The sequence below is a fragment of the Luteimonas deserti genome (assembly GCF_013425765.1).
In the GTDB taxonomy this organism is placed as follows: domain Bacteria; phylum Pseudomonadota; class Gammaproteobacteria; order Xanthomonadales; family Xanthomonadaceae; genus Luteimonas; species Luteimonas deserti.
Genome location: NZ_JACCJZ010000013.1, coordinates 113,676 through 133,386, shown reverse-complemented (window position 1 = coordinate 133,386; position 19,711 = coordinate 113,676). Strand labels below are relative to the sequence as shown.

General features: G+C 69.9%; 14 protein-coding genes. 4 read left to right on the top strand and 10 right to left on the bottom strand.

The window, feature by feature from the left end:
- Nucleotides 1–92: 92 nt before the first annotated feature.
- Nucleotides 93–3,251, bottom strand: coding sequence for a TonB-dependent receptor (locus tag H0E82_RS05925; protein ID WP_180544526.1), 3,159 nt, complete (start codon nt 3,249–3,251; stop codon nt 93–95).
- A 251-nt stretch (nt 3,252–3,502) separates the two neighbouring features.
- Nucleotides 3,503–6,295 (bottom strand): TonB-dependent receptor, encoded by a 2,793-nt coding sequence (locus H0E82_RS05920; RefSeq protein WP_180544525.1) that lies wholly within the window; start codon nt 6,293–6,295, stop codon nt 3,503–3,505.
- 197 nt (nt 6,296–6,492) lie between these two features.
- On the opposite strand from H0E82_RS05920, the gene H0E82_RS05915 reads away from it, so the two are divergent.
- Nucleotides 6,493–7,524: a sugar kinase gene (locus H0E82_RS05915; protein ID WP_180544524.1), complete on the top strand. Its 1,032-nt coding sequence runs from the start codon at nt 6,493–6,495 to the stop codon at nt 7,522–7,524.
- 95 nt (nt 7,525–7,619) lie between these two features.
- Here the strand turns inward: H0E82_RS05915 and sppA are convergent, their stop codons facing one another.
- Together sppA and H0E82_RS05905 are read right to left on the bottom strand one after the other, a co-directional pair.
- On the bottom strand, nt 7,620–9,515 hold the full coding sequence (gene sppA, locus H0E82_RS05910) for a signal peptide peptidase SppA (RefSeq protein WP_180544523.1): 1,896 nt from the start codon (nt 9,513–9,515) through the stop codon (nt 7,620–7,622).
- 143 nt (nt 9,516–9,658) lie between these two features.
- A complete protein-coding gene (locus H0E82_RS05905) occupies nt 9,659–11,059 on the bottom strand; it encodes an MATE family efflux transporter (protein WP_180544522.1) in 1,401 nt (466 codons plus the stop codon).
- Between the two features lie 141 nt (nt 11,060–11,200).
- On the opposite strand from H0E82_RS05905, the gene H0E82_RS05900 reads away from it, so the two are divergent.
- The gene (locus tag H0E82_RS05900) at nt 11,201–12,358 is read left to right on the top strand and encodes a DUF3667 domain-containing protein (protein ID WP_180544521.1); all 1,158 of its coding nucleotides are present in this window, start codon (nt 11,201–11,203) and stop codon (nt 12,356–12,358) included.
- Between the two features lie 39 nt (nt 12,359–12,397).
- On the opposite strand, the gene H0E82_RS05895 is transcribed toward H0E82_RS05900, so the two are convergent.
- Both H0E82_RS05895 and H0E82_RS05890 read right to left on the bottom strand, forming a co-directional pair.
- The gene (locus tag H0E82_RS05895; RefSeq protein ID WP_180544520.1) at nt 12,398–13,027 is read right to left on the bottom strand and encodes a DUF3106 domain-containing protein; all 630 of its coding nucleotides are present in this window, start codon (nt 13,025–13,027) and stop codon (nt 12,398–12,400) included.
- Nucleotides 13,014–14,006: a hypothetical protein gene (locus H0E82_RS05890; RefSeq protein WP_180544519.1), complete on the bottom strand. Its 993-nt coding sequence runs from the start codon at nt 14,004–14,006 to the stop codon at nt 13,014–13,016. The genes H0E82_RS05895 and H0E82_RS05890 overlap by 14 nt, the downstream gene beginning before the upstream one ends.
- Nucleotides 14,007–14,453: 447 nt before the next feature.
- Between H0E82_RS05890 and H0E82_RS05885 the strand changes: the two genes are divergently transcribed.
- Nucleotides 14,454–16,679, top strand: a complete 2,226-nt coding sequence (locus H0E82_RS05885; RefSeq protein WP_180544795.1) for a primosomal protein N' — start codon at nt 14,454–14,456, stop codon at nt 16,677–16,679.
- Nucleotides 16,680–16,812: 133 nt separating this feature from the next.
- Here H0E82_RS05885 and H0E82_RS05880 read toward each other — a convergent pair whose 3' ends face one another.
- From H0E82_RS05880 to pssA, 4 genes are all read right to left on the bottom strand, one after another.
- On the bottom strand, nt 16,813–17,589 hold the full coding sequence (locus tag H0E82_RS05880) for an NYN domain-containing protein (protein ID WP_180544518.1): 777 nt from the start codon (nt 17,587–17,589) through the stop codon (nt 16,813–16,815).
- A gap of 62 nt (nt 17,590–17,651) precedes the next feature.
- Nucleotides 17,652–18,140 carry a ribosomal protein S18-alanine N-acetyltransferase gene (rimI, locus tag H0E82_RS05875; protein WP_180544517.1) on the bottom strand — a complete coding sequence of 163 codons (489 nt, stop codon included), beginning with the start codon at nt 18,138–18,140 and terminating at the stop codon, nt 17,652–17,654.
- 2 nt (nt 18,141–18,142) lie between these two features.
- On the bottom strand, nt 18,143–18,391 hold the full coding sequence (locus H0E82_RS05870) for a hypothetical protein (RefSeq protein WP_180544516.1): 249 nt from the start codon (nt 18,389–18,391) through the stop codon (nt 18,143–18,145).
- Entirely contained in the window at nt 18,388–19,161 is a 774-nt protein-coding gene (gene pssA, locus H0E82_RS05865) for a CDP-diacylglycerol--serine O-phosphatidyltransferase (RefSeq protein ID WP_180544515.1), read from the bottom strand. Before pssA ends, H0E82_RS05870 begins: the two co-directional genes overlap by 4 nt.
- Before the next feature lie 103 nt (nt 19,162–19,264).
- On the opposite strand from pssA, the gene H0E82_RS05860 reads away from it, so the two are divergent.
- Nucleotides 19,265–19,669 (top strand): DUF4124 domain-containing protein, encoded by a 405-nt coding sequence (locus H0E82_RS05860; protein WP_180544514.1) that lies wholly within the window; start codon nt 19,265–19,267, stop codon nt 19,667–19,669.
- Nucleotides 19,670–19,711: the final 42 nt, after the last annotated feature.

Here is a 19,711-nt window from a genome sequence, read left to right as displayed (position 1 = left end):
CCGCCGGCATCAGCGCCAGCAGCGACAGCGCGCACGAGACACGCCCCCACCCCCGCCGCCGGAGCGACGGGAGCGGGCGACGTGGGGAGGCGTCAGAACCGGTACCGCGCACCGAGGTAGTACTGGCGGCCGGTCACGGTGTAGCGGTCGGGCAGCATCAGGTCCGAGTCGACGTAGCGGCGGTCGGGCGTGTCGAGCAGGTTGATCGCCTCGAGGGTCAGGCTGAGCTTGCTGCTGAGCTTGTAGGACATGTTGAAGTCGACGTTGCGCACGCTGTGCTTGCCGGTGACGTCGGCAGTGGCGAACTGGTTGCCGTCGAGATCGAACACGTTCTCGCGGCTCAGGACCTCACCGATGAAGCCGTCGCGGTAGCTCGTGGAGACCCGGGCGCTGAACGTGCCGTCGTCGTAGTACAGCGTGGCGTTGTACGAGTTCGGCGACAGGTTGACCAGCTGGTTTCCGGTCACCTGGGTGACGATCGCGGTGTTGTTGCTGGCCGCCGTGCTGAAGAGATAGTCGATGTCGGAATCGACGTGGGTGTAGTTCATCTGCACGCCGAAATTGCGCCAGAACCCCGGCAGAAATGTAAACGGCTGCTGGTAGGTGAGCTCCCAGCCCTTCAGCGGGCCACCCGGGGTGTTGTAGTAGCTCTGCACATTGAACACGGTCTCGGCGGTGAAGCCCGGCGGCAGCAGGGCGAGCGAGTAGCCGAGATCCGACCACGTGGTCAGCAGGCGCGTGCGCTGGACGTAGCTCTCGATGTCCTTGTAGAACAGCGCCGCGGACAGCAGCCCGCCATCGGCGAAGTACCACTCGGCACTGAGGTCGTAATTGGTCGAGCGGAACGGGTCGAGCTTGGGATTGCCGAGGTTGATCGAATAGAAGCGGCCGTCGTCGAAGAAGTTCGTCGGGCCACCGCTGACGCTCGGCGACATGTAGGCCAGGGTGGGCCGGGCCATGGTCTTGGCCGCGCCGAAGCGCAGGACCACGCTGTCGGCGATGTCCCAGGACAGGTTGAGCGACGGCAGGACATCGGTGTAGCTGTGGTCGACGGTGGTCCCCACCACGAAGCGCTCGCCGGCGGCCGAGGTCGCGTTGGCGACGCCGAAGACGCTGGTGCAGTTCGCCTCGCCGCCGGTGGGACACGGCGCCCAGCCCGAGGCCGAGATCTGGGTCTTGACCAGGCGCGCGCCCACGTTGCCTCGCAGCGCGCGGTTGAACAGGTCGGTGTTGAAGTCGAACTGCGCGTAGGTCGCCATGCTGCGCTCGTTGACTTCGAAATTATTGTTCGAAGCGCCGAAATGGCCGATGCCCGCCAGACGGTAGTCCCCGCCCGGCACGCCGTTGTCGGCGTTGCTGTAGATGTTCAACGCTTCGGCGATGCGGTCGAAATCCGGAATCAGCCACGAAGCCGGCATGCTGCCCGACAGGTTGCGGCCGAAGCCGTCGAGCGTGGTGCTGAGACCGGCGGGACTCACGCCGGCCGGCAGCGCCTGGGCCAGGCGACCGTAGCTGATGTGGCGGTATTCCTCGGTGCTCATGTCGTAGTCCTTCCACGCGAGGCCGGTGCGGAAGGTCAGGCTGGGATTGAGATCAAAGGCCAGGTCGACCTTCGCGGTGTCGAACGCATTGCTGACGTAGCTCGGATTCAGGCGGACCTCGCTGATGTTCGAGCCGCGCGCCGTGCCGTTGCTGTTCACGGGCACCGCGCCGTACCCGAGCCAGGACCAGGCGTCCGCGCTGCTGGTGTCGAACGGAAAGGTCATGCTCGGCATCTGCGGGTTGCTGCGCAGGTCCAGAACGAAACCGTCGAGATTCGAATTGTCGAAGCTGACCAGCGAGAACACCGGGCGCGCGTAGTCCGACGTCGAATGACCGATCGTCGCGTCGAGGCGGACCGCATCACTGAACTTGTGTTCGAGCTGCAGGCTGAACTGCTTGAACTCGGTCGATTCCTCGATCTGGCTGGACTCGGTGCGGAAGTCGACGTTGTCGAACACGCCGTACTGGAGGCGGTTGCGGTCGTCGACCTGGGCTTCACGCACGACGATCTGGGTCTTGCCCCCCAGGTTGGCGGTGCGATGCAAGTTGGCGCCGAGCGAATCCTCGCGCTGATCCTTGTCCAGCTTCGAGTACATGCCGTCGAAACTCAGCAGGGTGTCGTCGCTGATGCGGAACTGCAGCGCTCCGGTCACGCCGAGACGCTCGATATCGTGTTTGGTGCGGATGTAGCGCGGATAGCGCGGAATCCAGGCGTTGGTCGCGGTCTCGTAGGCGGCGATGTTCTCGGGTGTCGCCGCGGGCCGCGGCAGGCCGGTGCCGCAATTGGCGGCGTTGATGCCGTAGCTGCCCCAGCCGTTGTTCCGGTCCTGGTTGGCCTGGCTGCCGACGCCGGCCGGGGTCTCGTTGGCCAGCGGATTGCGCGGCGTCTGCGGGTTGTAGCCCGCCGGCGAACAGAAGCCGTAGGTGCCGTTGTTGGCCGCGTTGGACTGGTTGGAATTGCGATGGTTGCCGTGCTCCCAGCGCACCGGGTTGTAGCCTTCCTCGAAGATCGTGCGCTGGCTGTAGGACGCCGACAGCAGCGCACCGACCCGACCATCGGCCCATGTGTTGCTGACCAAGCCGGAGACGCGCGGATCGTTCTCGCGCGAGAGCTCGTTGTAGCCGAGCTGGCCGCTGGCGGATGCGCGGAAGCCGTCGAAGTCGAACGGGCGCGAGCCGCGCAGGTCGACCGTCGAGCCGAGCGAGCCTTCGTCCATCTGCGCCGACTGGGTCTTGTTGACCTTGACCTGACTGAAGAGCTCGGACGCGAAGGTGTTGAAGTCGAAACCGCGCGAGCGGTTCACGCCCGCGCTGCCGCTGCCGGCGGTGGCAAGCGCTTCGAGTCCGTTGAGACGCACGCGCGTGAAGTCCGAGCCGAGGCCACGCACCGAAATGCGCTGCCCCTCGCCGCCTTCGCGATCGATCGAAATGCCGGCGATCCGCTGCATCGATTCGGCCAGGTTCTGGTCCGGGAACTTGCCGATGTCCTCGGCGAAGATCGCGTCCACCTGCTCGACGCTGTAGCGCTTCTCGTCGAGCGACTTCTGCAGGCTCTCGCGATAGCCGGTGACGGTCACGGCCGCCATGTCGGAGACACGGCCATCCTCGCCCGTGGCCTGCTGCGCGAGGGCGCCCTGGCTGAGCGCGAGCGAGATGCCGAAGGCGAGCAAGGTAACCGGTGTCTTTTTGCGGGACAGGGAGCGATCCATGGACGTTTGTTCTCCGGGTCGGATCAGGAGCGGATTGCGCAGGCCGGAAGGCGTTCGGCGCGGCAGCATCGGATGACACCGATGGTCAACTGGCGCGTAACCTAACAGTCATGTCGGCGTCAGGCATCTTGCAGCGCAGCAGAAACGGGCGAAAACAAGGTGTTTCGCTTGACCTTCCGGCCCTTCCCACAATGCGAAACGCCGGAGCGGTTGCCCGCCCCGGCGTTCGCGTGATCCCGGGAGAGACAGGATCAGAACTTGTAACGCAGGCCCAGCAGATACTGGCGGCCGGTCTCGCTGTAGTCGAGCGGCAGCTTCGAGCCGGCACCGACCCACGATTCCGAAGGCTGGTTGGTCAAATTGATGCCTTCCAGGCTGATCTCGATCTGCTCGCTCATCTTGTAACGCAGAGACGCGTCGAGCACGGTCGTGCCGTTCTGGCCATGTACGTCCTCGGTAAAGCCTTGCTCGGTGCCCGGCACCTGGATCAGGTAATCGTCGCGGTTGGTGGCCGACACGCGGCCGGAGAAACGCTGGCCCTCGTAGAACACCGTCGCGTTCCAGGCGCGTTTGGACAGCCCGAGCAGATCGGTGCGCAGAGAATTGGCCCCGCTCGAGGTCAGGTACTGGATCTGCGAATCGACGTAGGTGTAGTTGAGCTGTACGCCGAAGTTGCTCCACACCCCCGACAGGAAGGTGAAGGGCTGCACGTAGTTGGCCTCGAAGCCCTTGAGCGGGCCACCGGGCGTATTGACCGGCACGGTGAACACGAAATCGTCGTTGACGTTGGCGCCTGTGCCGTCGAGCAGGCTGGCCGGCAGCCCGCTCGATGCGTAGGAGCGGACTTCGCGGGTGGTCTGCACGAAGGTATCGATGTCCTTGTAGAACAGGCCCAGGCCCAGCATCGAGCCCTCGTCGAAGTACCACTCGAAGCCCAGGTCCGCGGTCTTGGCCCGGATCGGATCGAGGTTCGGGTTTCCGCCGCTGACCGTACGCGCACCGCCGCTGACGTTGACGGTCACACCGGGAGTGAGCGAGCCCAGGCCCGGGCGCGACATGACCTTCGCGGCGCCGAAGCGGATGAGAAAGTCCGGGGCGACCTCGGCCACGAGATTCATCGACGGCAATGTATCGGTGTACTCGCGTGTCACCGTGGAGACGATCGGCGTGCCGCTCGCCGTCGCGGTACCGGTCGAGGACTGCTTGGTCTCCACATAGCGCACGCCGAAATTGCCCGAGAACGGAATCGATCCAAGATCGGTCGAGAACTCGCCCTGCAGGTACGCGCCGCGATCCTGCTCTTCGACGCTCCGGGTATTGACCGCCCGCTCCGCCAGAGCAAAGGCGCCGGTGCCGCTGTAGATGTCGAAGAGATCGGCGATGCGGTCGTAGCTCGGAATCACCCACCGTCCCGGCGAACCGTCGATGCCGCTCAACGCCGCCTGGCTGGTCAGGTCGGCGGGCACGATGCGCGTACCTCCCGCGAAGTTCGGAACCGCCAGCTCCGAAGCACGGCGAAGTTCGCGCGTGGAGAAGGTGTAATCCTTGGCCTGCAGGCCGCCCTTCAGACGGAAGCCCGGGCTGATGTTCCAGTTGAAATCGACCTGCGCGTTATCGAACTCGTTTTCGACGTACTGCGGGCGGATCCGGATCTCGGCCAGGGTCCAGCCATTGGGATCGAGCGGGTCGATTCCGTAGTTGAGCACGGGCTTGTAACGGTCGCCGCGGTAGTCGTAGCTGTAATTGTCGACGTTGTACTTGTCCATGATGATCGTGGTCTGGATCGGGTTCTCGTGCTGCGAGCTCGAGGTGCCGACCTTTCCGGACAGGGTCAGATCGTCGGTCACGTCGAACTTGCCTTCGAGCGTGAGCTGTTTGAATACGGTGTTCCACTCGTCGTGACGGCTCTCCGCGCGGATGTCGACATCGTCGAAGAGGCCGTACACCAGGGCCCCGTTGCCGTCGATCACGCCGTCCCGGACGATGGTCTGCGGCTTGCCGGTCAGCGGGTTCGTGGCCGGGTTCGGATTGGCGTTGCCGCGGCTGAAGGAGATCGCCTCGATGTACTTCTCGTCGCGTACCGCGTCGATCTTCGAGTACAGCGCATCGAGTGCGAGCTCGGTGCGGTCGTTGGGCTTGAACTGCAGCGCAGCCGTGACACCCGTACGCTTCTGGTCGTGTTCCATCAGCGTGTAGCGCGGAAACCGCGGATGGAAGACGTTGGCGCCGCGCGCAGCCGCGAACGGCGAGGCGGCGTTGAACCCGCCATTGCTCGGCCCGTTGGCCCAGCGTCCGGTGCCGCTGCCTTCCTCCAGTGCCTGGCGCTCGGTATAGGCCACCGACACCAGGGCACCGAAACGACCATCGGCCCAGGTGTTGGAGATCAGCCCTGCCACGCGTGGGTCGGCCTTCTCGGCCATCTCGCTGTAACTGGCCTGGCCGCTGCCGACGATCGTCAGACCGTCGTAGTCGAAAGGACGCGCGGTGCGCAGGTCCACCGTGGCGCCGAGCGAGCCTTCCTCGACATCGGCCGACGCCGTCTTGCGCACGATCAGCTGGGAGAACAGGTCGGACGCGAAGACGTTGAAGTCGAAGCCGCGGCCGCGGTTCGAACCGCCGCTCTGATCGCTCGCACCGACCGTGGTCAACGCTTCCATGCCGTTGATGCGCACACGGGTGAAGTCCGGGCCGAGGCCGCGCACCGAGATCTGACGGCCTTCACCCGCGTCGCGCGCGATGACCACGCCCGGAATGCGCTGCAGCGATTCGGCGAGGTTGAGATCGGGAAACTTGCCGATGTCCTCGGCGACGATCGCATCGACGACACCCGCCTCGCCGCGCTTGATGTCGAGCGCGCGCTCGACGCTGGCGCGATAGCCCACCACGCGCACGGTGTCGAGTTCGGCGGCCTGTCCGGTCTGGGAGGCCGGTCCGGTTGCTGCGTCCTGCGCCAGCGCCGGCACGGCCGCGATCTGCAGGGCCACGGCGATACTCGCGGCGAGTACGGTAACCGGTGTCTTTTTGCTACGGAGCAACTGCGTCATCTCGTCCCCTCCCAGGGTGCGAAGCATGTTGTTTGGCGCGTCTTGACTGCGAGGGCGCGCTTGCTAAGGTGGCCGTCGGTGTCCGGAATGACACCGCGGGCCAAACGCTATCAGAACGCTTTCGTGGAAGCATGCTGCGACGCGACAGATTTTTAACGCCGCGGGCATCCGGGGCATGGGGCGAGGACGACGGGTCGATGGGCAAGCGCATTCTGTGTTTCGGCGAACTTCTGCTGCGCCTCGGCGCACCCGGCCGCGAGCTGCTGCTGCAGTCCCGGCAGCTGCAGGTGCACGTCGGCGGCGCCGAGGCCAACGTGGCGGTGTCGCTGGCCCGCTTCGGCCACGACGCCTCGATGGCGGGCACGGTCGCCGCCAACGCGCTGGGCGAGGCGGCACTTGGCGAGCTGCGTCGGCACGGGGTGGACGTGACACGGGTCCGCAGCGCCCCCGGGCGCATGGGCCTGTATTTTCTGGCCACGGGCGCCGGCGTGCGGCCGAGTGACGTGGTCTACGACCGGGCGGATTCGGCCTTCGCCCTGGCGCCACCCTCGGCCTACGACTGGCCTGCCCTGCTCGACGGTGTCGACTGCCTGCACGTCTCCGGGGTCACCCCGGCAGTCGGGCCGCACAGCGCCGAAGCGGCGACCGCCGCGGTCCGCGCGGCGCGCGGCCAGGGCGGGCTCGTGTCCTTCGACGGCAACTTCCGGCCGAAGCTCTGGGCCGGCTGGAACGACCGGCCGGCGCCGCTGCTGCACGCGCTGCTGGCGGAAGCGGACATCGCGTTCATCGATCACCGCGACATCGATCTTGTGCTCGGCGTTGATGCGGGCGAGGCCGACCTCCCCGCCGTCTCGGCCGAACGCACCCGCGCTGCATCGGCGCGCGCGTTCGCGGCCTTTCCGCACCTGCAGCGCATCGTCTGCACCCAGCGCGACGTGCGCAGCGTGGACGCACACGGGCTCGGGGCGCTGCTGGTGCACCGCGCGGGCGCCGTGCATCGGATCGATGCGCAGCCGGTGGATGGCATCGTCGACAGGATCGGCGCAGGCGACGCCTTTGCGGCCGGCGTGCTGCATGGCGTGCTGTCCGGCATGGACGATGGGCGGGCGCTCGCGTTCGGGCTCGCGGCCGCGCGGCTCAAGCACAGCGTGCCGGGCGACTTCAATCTGGTGGGCGCCTCAGACGTGTCGGCCCTGGTCGACAGCGGCCGGCTCGACGTAAGGCGCTGATCCGGCCGGGCCACCCGCCCCCGAAACGCGACAGCCCGCCATCGAGGCGGGCCGTCGGCCGGCGCGGCCCGCCGCATCGCGCGGCGGGCGGGCACTCAGAATTCGCAGAAGCAGTAGGCGATCGCCTTGACCGGACGACCCGGCGCCGGCGTCATCACGCTCTCGAGCAGTCGGAGGTCCTGCTCCGCCCGCGGCATCGCGCGTGCCAGCAGTCCACGCGCGAACTCGCTGTTGCCGACCAGCAGATGACCGGCGCGGCTGGTGACGAAATTGCCGATGAAGCGCCCGAACGGCGTCGCCGCCTTTTCGATGTAGCGCACGCGCACCCGGTCGCTCTCGATACCGCCGAGCTCGGCCGCCTTCGCCACAGCCGCGCGCAGGCCGCCCAGCTCGTCCACCAGGCCGCGCTCCAGGGCCTGGGTGCCGCTCCACACGCGTCCGCGTGCGACGGTGTCGATCTCCTCCGCGCTGCGGCCCCGGGCATCGCCGACCTTGCCGATGAAGTTGCGGTAGCCGCGGTCGATGATCGCCTGGATCGCCTGCCCGGCCTCGGGCTGCAGCTCGCGGGTGAGATCGAAGGCCCCGGCAAACGGCGTGGTGGCGACACCGTCGGTGCGCACGCCGATCTTCTCCAGGGTGCGCGGGAACGTGGGCACCAGCGCGAAGATGCCGATCGAACCGGTGATGGTCGAGGCATCGGCGTAGATGCGGTCGGCGTTCATCGAGATCCAGTAGCCGCCCGACGCCGCGACGTCGCCCATCGAGACCACGACCGGCTTGCCGGCGGCCTTGAGCGCGTCCACCTCGCGGCGGATCTGCTCGGACGCGAAGACTTCGCCGCCGCCGGAGTCGACGCGGAGCACCACCGACTTCACCCGATCGTCGTCACGCGCTTCGCGCAGCAGCGCCGAAGTCGATTCGCCGCCGATCGTACCCGGGGGCTGCTCGCCTCCGGTGATGCCGCCCTCGGCGACCACAACGGCCACCTGGCTGCGGCGATCGGCGGCACCCGCGCGCGGTTCGACGTGGGCGAGGAAGCCGCGCATCGACACCTGGCGGAAGCCGCCCTCGGCATCGTCGTCGGCCACGCCGCGCTCGACCAGGAGCTGCTCCAGTTCCTCGCGCGTCTTCAGCCCGTCGACGAAGCCCTGGGCCAGCGCGTACTGCGCCAGATCACCCTGGGCGGCCTCGATGCCGGCCGGAAGCGTGGCGATGCCGGCATTGATCGCCTCGGGGGTCAGGCCGCGGGCCCGGGCGATGTCGGCCACGTGGCGCTGCCAGATGTCGCCCATCCAGAACAGGTCGGCGGCCTTGGACTCGGGCGAGGCGCCGTCGAGGATGTAGGGCTCCGCGGCGGACTTGTACTCGCCCACCTTGAACAGGTGCATGTCGACCTCGAGCTTGTCCGCCAGCGCCTCGCGGTAGTACTGGCGGTACCCGCTGAGCCCTTCGAGCAGCATGCCGCCCTCGGGGTCGAGATAGACCTCGTCGGCCTGCGCGGCGAGCAGGTACTGCTGCTGGCCGAAGTACTCGCCGAAGGCCACCACCTGCTTGCCGGCCGCGCGCACTTCGGCGATCGCGTCCGCGACCTCGCGCATGGAGGCATACCCCGAGAAGCTCAGGCGGTCGGTGCGCAGCAGGACGCGTTCGATACGGTCATCGGTCCTCGCGGCCTCCAGCGCGCGCAGCACGTCGCGCAACTGGACTTCCCCCACCCCGCCACCGCCGCTCTCGGCGAGCGCGCGCATGAACGGGTCGGTGCGGTACTGCTCCACCAGCGCACCTTCGGGCGCGAGCACCAGGGTGGTCCGCTCCAGCAGGGGCGCCGGACGCGAGCCGGCGCCGGCGACGGCCAGCAGCACCAGCAGCGCGACCAGCAGCAGCAGACCGAAGAACAGCAGGTTCAGGACCAGCCGGCGGATGAAGTTCATCCCGTCCCAGAGGCCGACGAAGACGCGCGTCAACGGCGCGCGTGGCTGCACAGTACTCATGCTCGATGCAACTCCAACAAGCGGGGGAAGCACGCGCTGACGTGGGCCGGAACGGCTGGACCGATGCGCGTACGCCGCGCAGCCTAACCCGCGGTGTCGGCCCCGTGCATCCGCCGGAGGTCACTGTGCCGCGCGGGCGCGGTTCAGGGCTGGCGATGCGCGTCGGAGCGATCCGCCGGCGCGGCGCGCACCGACCCGATCCGGGCGCTGCTGCGCAGGAAGCGCAGGCCCAGCAGCACCGCGGCCACCGTGAGCCCGGCGATCAGGCCCAGCCACATGCCCTGCGGCCCGTAGCCCAGGCCGAGCCCGAGGCCGGCACCGAGGCTCATGCCCACACCCCAGTAGGCCGCGGCAGCCAGCAGCATCGGCACGCGGGTGTCCTTCAGGCCGCGCAGCGCCCCGGCCGACAACGCCTGGATGCCGTCTGGAAACTGGAAGGCCGCGGCATACAGCAGCAATGTGCCCGCCAGCGTGGCGACGGCGGCGTCCTGGGTGTAGATGCGCACCACGTGGTCGTGACCCAGCAGCAGCAATGCCCCCGACACCGTCTGCGTGCCCAGCACGAGCGCCAGCCCTGCGAAGCCCGCGCGGCGCACGCCCGCGCTGCCCAGCCCGCGTCCCAGCGCATGGCCGACGCGGACCGTGGTGGCCTCGGCCAGGCCGAACGGGATCATGAAGCAGAGCGCCGCGACGTTGATCGCGATCTGATGGGCGGCGGCCTGCACCTCGCCCAGGCGCCCGATCAGCAACGCCGTCACCACGAACAGACTGCCTTCCATCGTCACCGTCACCCCGATCGGCAGGCCGGTGCGCAACAAGGAGCCGATCGTCGGCCAGTGCGGCATATCGAAACGCGTGAACAGCGCGTACGGCGCGAACCGCCTCGCGCGCGCCAGATAGACCGCGAACGCCAGCGCCTGCATCCACATCATCAACGCCGAGGCCAGCCCCAGCCCACCCGCCCCGCGCTCGGGCAGTGGGCCCCAGCCGAAGGCCAGGGCATAGCCCATCGGCGCGAGCACCACCAGGCCACCGAAGCCGAACACCATGGTCGGCAAGGTCCAGTGCAGGCCGTCGCTGAGGTAGCGCATGCAGAAATACAGCGTCAGCGCGGGGACGCCCCAGCGGATGCCGTGCAGGAAGGCCGTCGCCCCGGGCACGATCTCCGGCGCGATGCCGAAGGGCCCGAGCGCCGCGGTCAGCAGAGTGAGGAGTCCGAACAGACCGATGCCGAGCGCAGCCGCGAGCCACAGCGCCTGGCGGAACAGCGGCCCGACCTCGGCCCGGCGCCCCGCGCCGTCGAGCTGCGACACCGACGGCGGGACGGCCATCAGGGTGCCCATGGGCACCATCAGTGGCAGCCAGAACAGCGCGGTACCCACGGCCACCGCGGCCAGCGTGGTCGTGCCGTGGCGCCCGGCGATCACGCTGTCGACGAAACCGATCAGTCCCGTCGCCAGATGCCCGGCCACCAGGGGCGCGGACAGGACGGCGGTGCGGCGCACTTCATGCCGGAAGCGCGGATCGGCGGCGGTGACGGGCATGGGGCTCACGGCGTCCGCGGCCGCGCGCGACCCGATGCGTGCGCTGGCGCCGGGGCGCGAAGGGCCGGTATGGTAGCCCGCGACCAGGATGCGCGTCGGGGAGCGGCGCGCATCGCCCCGCGTCCATCACTCGAGCCGTCCATGTCCGAATCCCTTGCACCGGGCGATGCGTCGCCTCCGGCCGTGGCCGGGAGTGCGGCCCAGGCCGTGCCCACCGCCTGCGACAACTGCGCCACGCCGCTGCGGGGCGACTTCTGCCATGCCTGCGGGCAATCCACCCACAGCCCCGTCCGCCACGTCGGCCATGCGGTGGAGGAGGTGTTCGAATCGTTCTGGCATCTCGACGGACGGATCTTCCGCACGCTGCGCGACCTGTTCGTGCCCGGCCTGATCGCCGTCCGGTATCTGGCCGGACACCGCGTGCGCTACGTCGCACCGATGCGCCTGTTCGTGATCCTCACCCTGCTGACATTCTTCGTGGCCAAGTTCGTGGTGCAGGATGCGCTGACCGGCCTCGACCCCCGCGCGATGGTGCAGGCCTCGGACATGCGCGCCGATTTGGCCGCCGCGGAGAGCGTGACCGAAGTCGAGGCCATCGGTGAGGCGGCCCTCGCCGATCTGGACGAGGCGCGCCGGGTCACCGGCGCGATTCCCGGCGTGGCGCCGCAGCTCGCCGAGGCAGAGGCGCAGATCCGCGACCAGGTCCGGCGACGCATCGAGGCACTCGACCCCGACGCGGCCGCGGCCTCGGCGGCGGCCTCGACGGTCGCGTCCTCGAGCGACGCCGAAGCGGCCGACCGCGCCCGCGCCCCGGAGACCTTCGGAAGCGCCGTCAGCGAGCGGATCGACCGCAATTTCCTGCGCCTGCGCGACGATCCCGGCGCCTATGTCCGGGCCCTGCTCGGCGTGGCACCCACGGCACTGTTCATCCTGGTGCCGCTGTTCGCGGTGCTGCTCAAGCTGCTGTATCTGTTCCAGGGCCGGCTGTACCTCGAACACGTCGTCGTCGGGCTGTACAGCCACGCCGCGTTGATGCTCGGACTGCTGCTCGTGTTCGCCTGCACCCTCGGCGCACACGCCCTGGTCGCGCGTGCGCCGTGGGCGGCGGACGGGCTGGAGTGGCTGCGCGCCCTGCTGTTGTGGGCCCTGCCCGTCTATCTGCTGCTGATGCAGAAGCGGGTCTATGGCCAGGGCTGGGGCTGGACGCTGTTCAAGTTCGCGGTGATCAGCCAGCTCTACTTCGCACTGTTTCTCAGCGTCGCGATGCCGATGGCGGGGTACGCGCTCTACACGCTGTAGACGGGCGCACCCGGAACCCGAGCCCCGGGGATCGGGACGTCAGGGGTCGACCCGGGCACGGAGCCAGGCATCGCGGGTGGCGGCCGGCGCCTCCAGCCAGGCCGTGCGCAGCGCGTCGCGGTCCTGCGGCGGCGTACGCTGGGCCAGGACGGCCAGGTCGGCGCGCGCCTGCGGCGAGGCCGCACGCAGCGCGAGCATCGCGGGCGCGTGCTGGGCCTCGGGCATCGCTGCGAACAGGGGGTGCAGCCCCGGCCAGTCCGCGCCCAGCGTCGGGCCGAGCAGCCAGCCGCGCTGCACGGCGCTGTCGAGGCTGTCGAAACGGTCCCGGAGCACCTTGCGGGTCTCGGGCGGCAAGGCCGCAAATCGCACCGCGGCCTCCTGCAGGCGCGCGCGTTCGGCGTGTGGCATGGCCTCGACCGCGTCGAAGGCCGCGCGACGCCGGGCGCGGACCTCGGCGGGCAAGGCATGCCACTGCGCTGCGCGGGCGGCCAGGGCCGCGCGTTCGTCGGGTGCCAGCGTCGCAAGCCTGGACGCGCGCGCGGTCAGACGCTCGCGATCCGCGGTCGGCAGCGTGGTCCAGGGCAGGCCCGCCGGCATGGCCGATGCCACGCCTGCCGCCAACAGCGCAGCCACCGCCACTGCGCGACGCCGGCGCTCAGAATTCCGCATCGCTGGTCTCCGGTGCGCCGTCATTCGGTTCGACCGCATCCGCATCGCTGCCGGCGGCTTCGTCGGGTGCGCCCAGGCCGTCCTGGGCGGCGAACCAGGCGAAGAAGGCGGGGTCCATGCGCCAGGCCGCGCCGTCGTCCGGGGCCATCAGCAGTTCGAGGTCGGGCTCGGTGAGCAGCCCGGTATCGGGGTCGTACCGCCCCGGCGGCGGGCCGCGTTCGGCAAGGGGTTCGATCCGGATCGGGGTGTCGCCGTCGGCACCGGCGAGCACGGCGTCGCGCCAGGTCCAGGCCAACCCCGCCAGCATCGCCACGAGCACCGCGGCCAGCGCCGGCCACAGCCAGCGCGGCCGGCGTGCGACGTGGTCGGCCACGGGTTCCGCTGCCAGGGTCGCAGCCGCCGCGAGCGGAAACCGCCGGGGCGGCAGGACATCGCCGCGCAACGCGGCCTCGCGCAGCCCCGCGAGGCGCGCAAGGCGATCCGGTGGCAGCGCACGCACCTCGGCCTGGACCGAGGACGCGAGCGCCCGCCAGGCCTCCGCATCGGGGGTGCCGTCGGCCAGATGGGGCAGCGCACGCTGCAACCCGAGGCGGTAGGTCGCGCGGGAGACACCCAGCACCGTGGCCGCCTCGTGTTCGGTCAGCCCCGCGACCAGACGCAACAGCACGGTGACCCGTGGCCCCCCCGCCAGGGCCTGGAGTGCGGGCAGACCGTCGCTACCCGGGCCGAGCGGTTCCGGCGAGCGCAGACCGGGCGCCGCCAGCAGCTGGGACCAGAACCGGCGCGGCCACTCGGCGAAGGCCGTCGTCGGAGCGATCGCCACGAACGCGGCCATCGCGCGGGCCAGCGCAGCGTCGCCAAGATCGATGTCCCCGCACTGCCACTGCGCGAAGACCGCGGCGCGACGCTCGATGCCGCGGAGAAACGCAGCCGCGGCGGATGCGGCACCGGTGGGCGGGGGATGGGGGGAGGTGGACATCGGGATCTGCAACGGAAGCGGGAACAATCATAGCGGCGCCCGCCTGCTGCTCACCGCTTGACAACGGAGGCTGCAGCGGTTCCACCGACGACACGCGGTCGGGAGGTTCTCCACAGGGATCACGTTGCTGTCATTTCGCTGAAGAACTTGCGAGCCGCATGTTGCGTGACAGCAATGTTTCACGGGCAAGCTGTTGAAAATAAAAAGAATTCACCCGATGGCACTTTTTTGTCCATTCGAGGGAAACAGGCCCTGAATACCGTGTCCGGCGTTGAATTCCGGGCGTCATGCACAGGCTTATCCACAGGACGTGTGGATAAAGTCGAATCCCTTAGATTCCGGTCACTTGCGCGCACTATGTGCAGGCCGAGGCAACTTCGACACGCAAGCGCCACGTCTTGGGGCGGGCATCGTCGTGAGGACCGCTAGACTGCACGCGTGTCCGCACTGAACGACCCCGTCCACGTCCTCCAGGTCGCCCTGCCGGTGCCTTTGCCGCAGTTGTTCGACTACCGCCCCCCGCCCGGATCAGGAAGCGCCATGCCGTCCGATGTGGGCCGTCGCGTGCAGGTGCCGTTCGGCCCACGCATGCTGGTCGGCGTCGTGGCCGGGGTAGGCCCCTCGACGAACGCGCCCGCGGCGCTGCGCGAGGCCACCGGGTGGCTCGACGCCGCACCCGTCCTTTTCGGCGAACTCGACGCCTCCCTGCGCTGGCTGGCGCGCTACACCCATGCGCCCTTGGGTGAGGTCCTGGCCACCGCGCTCCCGGCGGCCCTGCGCCGGGGCGAGCCGCTGCCGGCGACGCATGCCTGGGCCTGGCGCCTCACCGGGGCCGGGGCGGCCGGGCTCGCGGACCTGAAGCCCGATGCGCGACCGCGCCGCTTCGCCGCCCTGCTCGAGGCCGGGCCGCGCGACGAGGATGCCCTCGATCTGCTGCTCGAGCGGTGGCGCCCGGCGGCGCGCACCTTGGCCGGGCGGGGCCTGGTCGAGCGGATCGCGGTTGCGGCCTCGCAGCTCGCGCCGCAGCCGCATCCCGGTCCCATACCCAACGACGAGCAGCAGATCGCGATCGACGCCGTGGCGGCCTGCAACGGCTTCGCGTCACTGCTGCTCGACGGGGTCACCGGGAGCGGCAAGACCGAGGTCTATCTGCAGGCGATCGCGCGCTGTCTGGCCCAGGGGCGCCAAGCCCTCGTACTGGTGCCGGAAATCGGACTGACCCCGCAGACGCTCGCGCGCTTCCGCGCCCGCCTCGGCGTGCCGGTGCACGCCCTGCATTCGGGATTGTCCGATGCCGAGCGGGCACGGGTCTGGGCGGCGGCCCTGCGCGGCGAGGCCCGGGTGGTGGTCGGCACGCGCTCGGCGGTGTTCCTGCCGTTGCCGCAGGCCGGGCTGATCGTCGTCGACGAGGAACACGACGGCAGTTACAAGCAGCAGGACGGCATCCGCTACCACGCACGCGACTTCGCCCTCGTGCGCGGCAAGGCCCTGGATGTGCCCGTCGTGCTGGGCAGCGCGACGCCGTCGCTGGAATCGCTGCAGAACGCGATCAGCGGGCGCCATCTGCATTTGCGTCTGTCGCGACGCGCCGGCGACGCCCGACCTCCGGCGGTGCGCGTGCTGGACGTGCGCAAGCGTCCGCTCGAGGCGGGCCTGTCGCCCGAGCTGCTGGCCGCGATCGACCAGGCCCTGCGCGATGGCGGCCAGGTCCTGGTGTTCCGCAACCGTCGCGGCTACGCGCCGGTACTGCTGTGCCACGACTGCGGCTGGAGCGCGCATTGCCCGCGCTGCAGCACGCCCGAACGTGGGCACCCCATGACCGCGCATGCCGTGGGCCGTCGCCTGCAGTGCCACCATTGCGGCCACCGCGCGCCCGCGCCGCCTGCCTGCCCCGACTGCGCGAGTCTCGGCCTGCAGCCGCAGGGCGTGGGCACCGAGCGCATCGAGGCCCTCCTGGCCGAGCGGTTCGGCGACGTGCCGGTGTTGCGGATCGACAAGGGCAGCACCCGCCGCCGCGACGCGCTGGAAGACCTGTTCGCCGAGCTCGGCAGCCGGCCCGGGATCCTGGTCGGCACCCAGATGCTGGCCAAGGGGCACGACCTGTCGAACCTGACCCTGGTCTGCGTGGTCGGTGTCGACGAGGGCCTGTTCTCGGCGGACTTCCGCGCGGGCGAAAAGCTCGCCCAGTTGCTGATCCAGGTCGCCGGGCGCGCCGGACGTGCGCAGCGTCCGGGCCTGGTGCTGTTGCAGACCCACCATCCGGAGCATCCATTGCTGCTGACCCTGGTCCGGGGCGGTTACCACGCCTTCGCCGCCGGCGAGCTCGAACAGCGCCAGGCCGCCGGCTTTCCGCCGTTCGCGCCGATGGCCCTGCTGCGCGCCGAGTCACCGCACGCCGAGCCGCCGATGGCCTTCCTGCGCGCCGCGCGCCGCGTGTTGCAGCCGCTGTCTGGACGCACCGCCGAAGGCGCGCCGACACTGACCATCGACGGCCCGGTGGCCGCACCGATGCCGCGTCGCGCCGGCGTCTATCGCGCACAGCTGCTGCTTTCGGCCGACCACCGCGGCCGCCTGCACGCCGCGCTCGACGCCGCTCTCGCCGCGATCCACACCCTGCCCGAAGCGCGCCGAGCGCGCTGGTCGCTCGACGTCGATCCGCTCGATCTGTATTGAGGCCCTCGAACGCGCTGCGGGCCTGTGACGAACGCACGGCCTGGAAAGGCAGCCGTGCACGGCGCGTCGGCGCCGGCGCCCGGCTTGCGCACCGGACGCATGCTGCGCAGACGCCCCGCGCCGCGGCCGGCGCTCAGCTGCCCGGGCGACTCCGGCGTCCACGCGTCCGCGTCGGCCCCGGCACCGGCGCCTCGCGGATCTCGACCGCCTGGCCCTCGCGTCGCACCTCGAACAAACCCGTCGCCTCGATCAACGCACTGAGGTTGCGATAGCCGTAGTTGCGGGCGTCGAACGACCCCTGGTTGCGCACGTGCGTGCCGACCGAGCCCAGATGGGTCCAGCCGTCGTCGTCGGCCTCCGCGGCCACCGCGTTGCGCAGCAGCTGCGACAGCTCACGGTCGCCCTGGAGCTCGCCGGTGGTCCTGGGCTTCACCGCGCCACCGGAGTCGCTCTCGCCGAGCGCGCGCAGCTTCTCGAGGTACAGGAACGTCGAGCACGCCTTGACGAACGGCGCCGGCGTCTTCTCCTGGCCGAAGCCGTAGACCCCGTAGCCGTCGTTGCGCAAGCGCATCACCAGCGGAGTGAAATCGGCATCGCTGGACACGATCGCGAACCCGTCGAGGTTGCGTGCGTACATCAGGTCCATCGCGTCGATGACCATCGCCATGTCGGACGCGTTCTTGCCGGTGCTGTAGGCGAACTGCTGGATCGGGCGGATCGCGTACTCGTGCAGCACCTTCTCCCAGCCCGAGAGGTGCTGGCTCTTCCAGTTGCCGTAGGCCCGGCGCACGTTGGCCACGCCGTGGCGCGCGATCTCGGCCAGGATCACGTCGATCTTGGCCGCCGGCGCGTTGTCGGCGTCGATCAGCAACGCGATGCGCTTGTCGGTGTCACTGCGGGAGTCGCTCATCCGGTCGTCCGTCGATGGGGGGGTGCGGGCGGTGTCGCGCGCAGGGCCGGCGCGGTCCCCGCTCAGCCGAACGCCAGTTCGCGGGCCATGACGATCGCGTCCTCGCGCCCGTCATGGGCCGGGTAGTAGCGCGGACGCCGGCCGATCTCGTTGAAGCCTTCGTCGTGGTACAGCGCGATCGCGGCCGGATTCGACGGCCGGACCTCGAGGAACACGCGCGCCGCGCCGAGCCGCGTGGCATCGTCGATCAGGGCACGGAACAGCTTCCGTCCGAGGCCACGGCTCTGCATGCCGGGATCCACGCAGACATTGAGCACGTGGGCCTCGCCCGCGGCGATGCTCAGCACGCCGTAGCCGACGAGCCCATCACCGCCCAGCAGGACCCACGCCGGATAGCCCGCGCGCAGGCAGTCGTCGAAGATGCCGCGCGTCCACGGAAACGGATAGGCCCGCCGCTCGATCGCCATCACCGCGTCGAGGTCCTGGGTGCGCATCGGTCGCAACGCGACCGCGGCCGTTTCCATGCCGGACCGGTAGGCGCGCGTGGCCATGCTCACCGCGGGCGCAGCCCGCGCAGGCGCGGCCACAGTGCGCGCTTGGCATCCGCACGGCGCAGGGCATCCAGCGCGCCGAAGCTGCGATAGAGCGCGAACGCATCGGCGTCGTCGCGTCCCCGACCGGAGGCCCGCAACAGCGCGTCGAGCAGCGCATCCTCGGGCAGGGTCTGCCCCGGCATGTGCACGCGGTAGCGCACGTGCCCGAGCGCATCGAGCGCGGCGATCTGTACGGGATCCCAGCTCACGGCGCGGCCTCGCCGACGCCCCCGCGGCGGCGCATCAGCCACAGCACGGGTCCGGACAATGCGTAGGCCACCGACGCGGCCAGCAGCGTCTTGGGCGGATCGATCCACAGCGCGATCAGCACGCCGACCGCGATCACCAGGGTGACGAACGGCACGCGATCCGCCTTGGGCCCGCTGCCGCTGCCCTTGAAGCTCGTGTAGCGGACGCGACTGACCATCAGCAGGCCGCAGACGATCGTCACCGCGAGCGCGGCATAGCGCAGGTCCTCGCCCACCAGGCGCAGCTCGTGGCAGGTCCACACGAAACTGGCCATGACGCCGGCGGCCGCGGGACTGGCCAGGCCGACGAAGTACCGCTTGTCCACCGTGGCCACCTGACTGTTGAACCGTGCCAGGCGCAGCGCGGCGCAGGCCGCGTACAGGAACGCACCGAGCCAGCCGATCTTGCCGAGCGTGGGACCGTCGAGCCGCATCGCCAGCAGCGACCAGTGGTACATCACCAGCGCCGGGGCCATGCCGAAGCTCACCAGGTCGGCGAGCGAGTCGTACTGCACGCCGAACTCGCTCTGGGTATTGGTCAGGCGTGCCACCCGACCATCGATGCCGTCGAGAATGCCGGCCACGAAGATCGCGATGCAGGCCGCGGCGAAACGGCCCTGCGAGGCGGCGATGATCGCGAAGAACCCCGCGAACAGGCCTGCGGTCGTGAACAGGTTGGGCAACAGGTAGATGCCGCGCCCACGGCGCGGCAGGGAATCGGGTTCGCTCATGGTCACGAGTGTAGCGCCGCGGACCGGGGCGGGGCAGCGCAGTTGCGCGCTTGCCGCCGGAGTGCTGCAATCCGCGCCATCCCCCACCCCGTCCGGACCTGCCATGCGCCGCATCGAAGTCGCCCTCCTCGCGTTGCTGGCGGTCGCGTCCGCCCCCCTCGTCGCCGGCGAGGTCTACAGCTGGCGGGACGCCAACGGCGTGACCCACTATTCGCAGACCCCACCTCCGAGCGGGACGCGTTTCGAGGTCCGCGACCTGACGGGGCGCACCGCGGTGCCGACCCCCACCGCCGCCGCGGCCACGCCCGCCGCGACGACCGCGGCGCCGGCGACGGGTGCCCAGGAGCCGAACCACTGCGAACTGGCGCGCGCGAACATCGCCGCGCTGGAAGGCCAGGGACCCGTGCAGCAGGTGGGCGCGGACGGCACGGCGCGTGAGCTCGACGCGGCAGCGCGGACGTCCCAGCTCGAACTCGCCCGCGCAGCCGCCCGCGCCTACTGCCGCTGAATCCAAGGGGGGGGGGCGCGCTGCCGCCCCTGTCCGCCATGC

What these genes read in the sequence shown, in the direction of transcription:
- H0E82_RS05925 (WP_180544526.1), bottom strand. Translation starts at nt 3,251, where the DNA reads ATGGATCGCTCCCTGTCCCGCAAAAAGACACCGGTTACCTTGCTCGCC.
- H0E82_RS05920 (WP_180544525.1), bottom strand. Translation starts at nt 6,295, where the DNA reads ATGACGCAGTTGCTCCGTAGCAAAAAGACACCGGTTACCGTACTCGCC.
- H0E82_RS05915 (WP_180544524.1), top strand. Translation starts at nt 6,493, where the DNA reads ATGGGCAAGCGCATTCTGTGTTTCGGCGAACTTCTGCTGCGCCTCGGC.
- sppA (WP_180544523.1), bottom strand. Translation starts at nt 9,515, where the DNA reads ATGAGTACTGTGCAGCCACGCGCGCCGTTGACGCGCGTCTTCGTCGGC.
- H0E82_RS05905 (WP_180544522.1), bottom strand. Translation starts at nt 11,059, where the DNA reads ATGCCCGTCACCGCCGCCGATCCGCGCTTCCGGCATGAAGTGCGCCGC.
- H0E82_RS05900 (WP_180544521.1), top strand. Translation starts at nt 11,201, where the DNA reads ATGTCCGAATCCCTTGCACCGGGCGATGCGTCGCCTCCGGCCGTGGCC.
- H0E82_RS05895 (WP_180544520.1), bottom strand. Translation starts at nt 13,027, where the DNA reads ATGCGGAATTCTGAGCGCCGGCGTCGCGCAGTGGCGGTGGCTGCGCTG.
- H0E82_RS05890 (WP_180544519.1), bottom strand. Translation starts at nt 14,006, where the DNA reads ATGTCCACCTCCCCCCATCCCCCGCCCACCGGTGCCGCATCCGCCGCG.
- H0E82_RS05880 (WP_180544518.1), bottom strand. Translation starts at nt 17,589, where the DNA reads ATGAGCGACTCCCGCAGTGACACCGACAAGCGCATCGCGTTGCTGATC.
- rimI (WP_180544517.1), bottom strand. Translation starts at nt 18,140, where the DNA reads ATGGCCACGCGCGCCTACCGGTCCGGCATGGAAACGGCCGCGGTCGCG.
- pssA (WP_180544515.1), bottom strand. Translation starts at nt 19,161, where the DNA reads ATGAGCGAACCCGATTCCCTGCCGCGCCGTGGGCGCGGCATCTACCTG.
- H0E82_RS05860 (WP_180544514.1), top strand. Translation starts at nt 19,265, where the DNA reads ATGCGCCGCATCGAAGTCGCCCTCCTCGCGTTGCTGGCGGTCGCGTCC.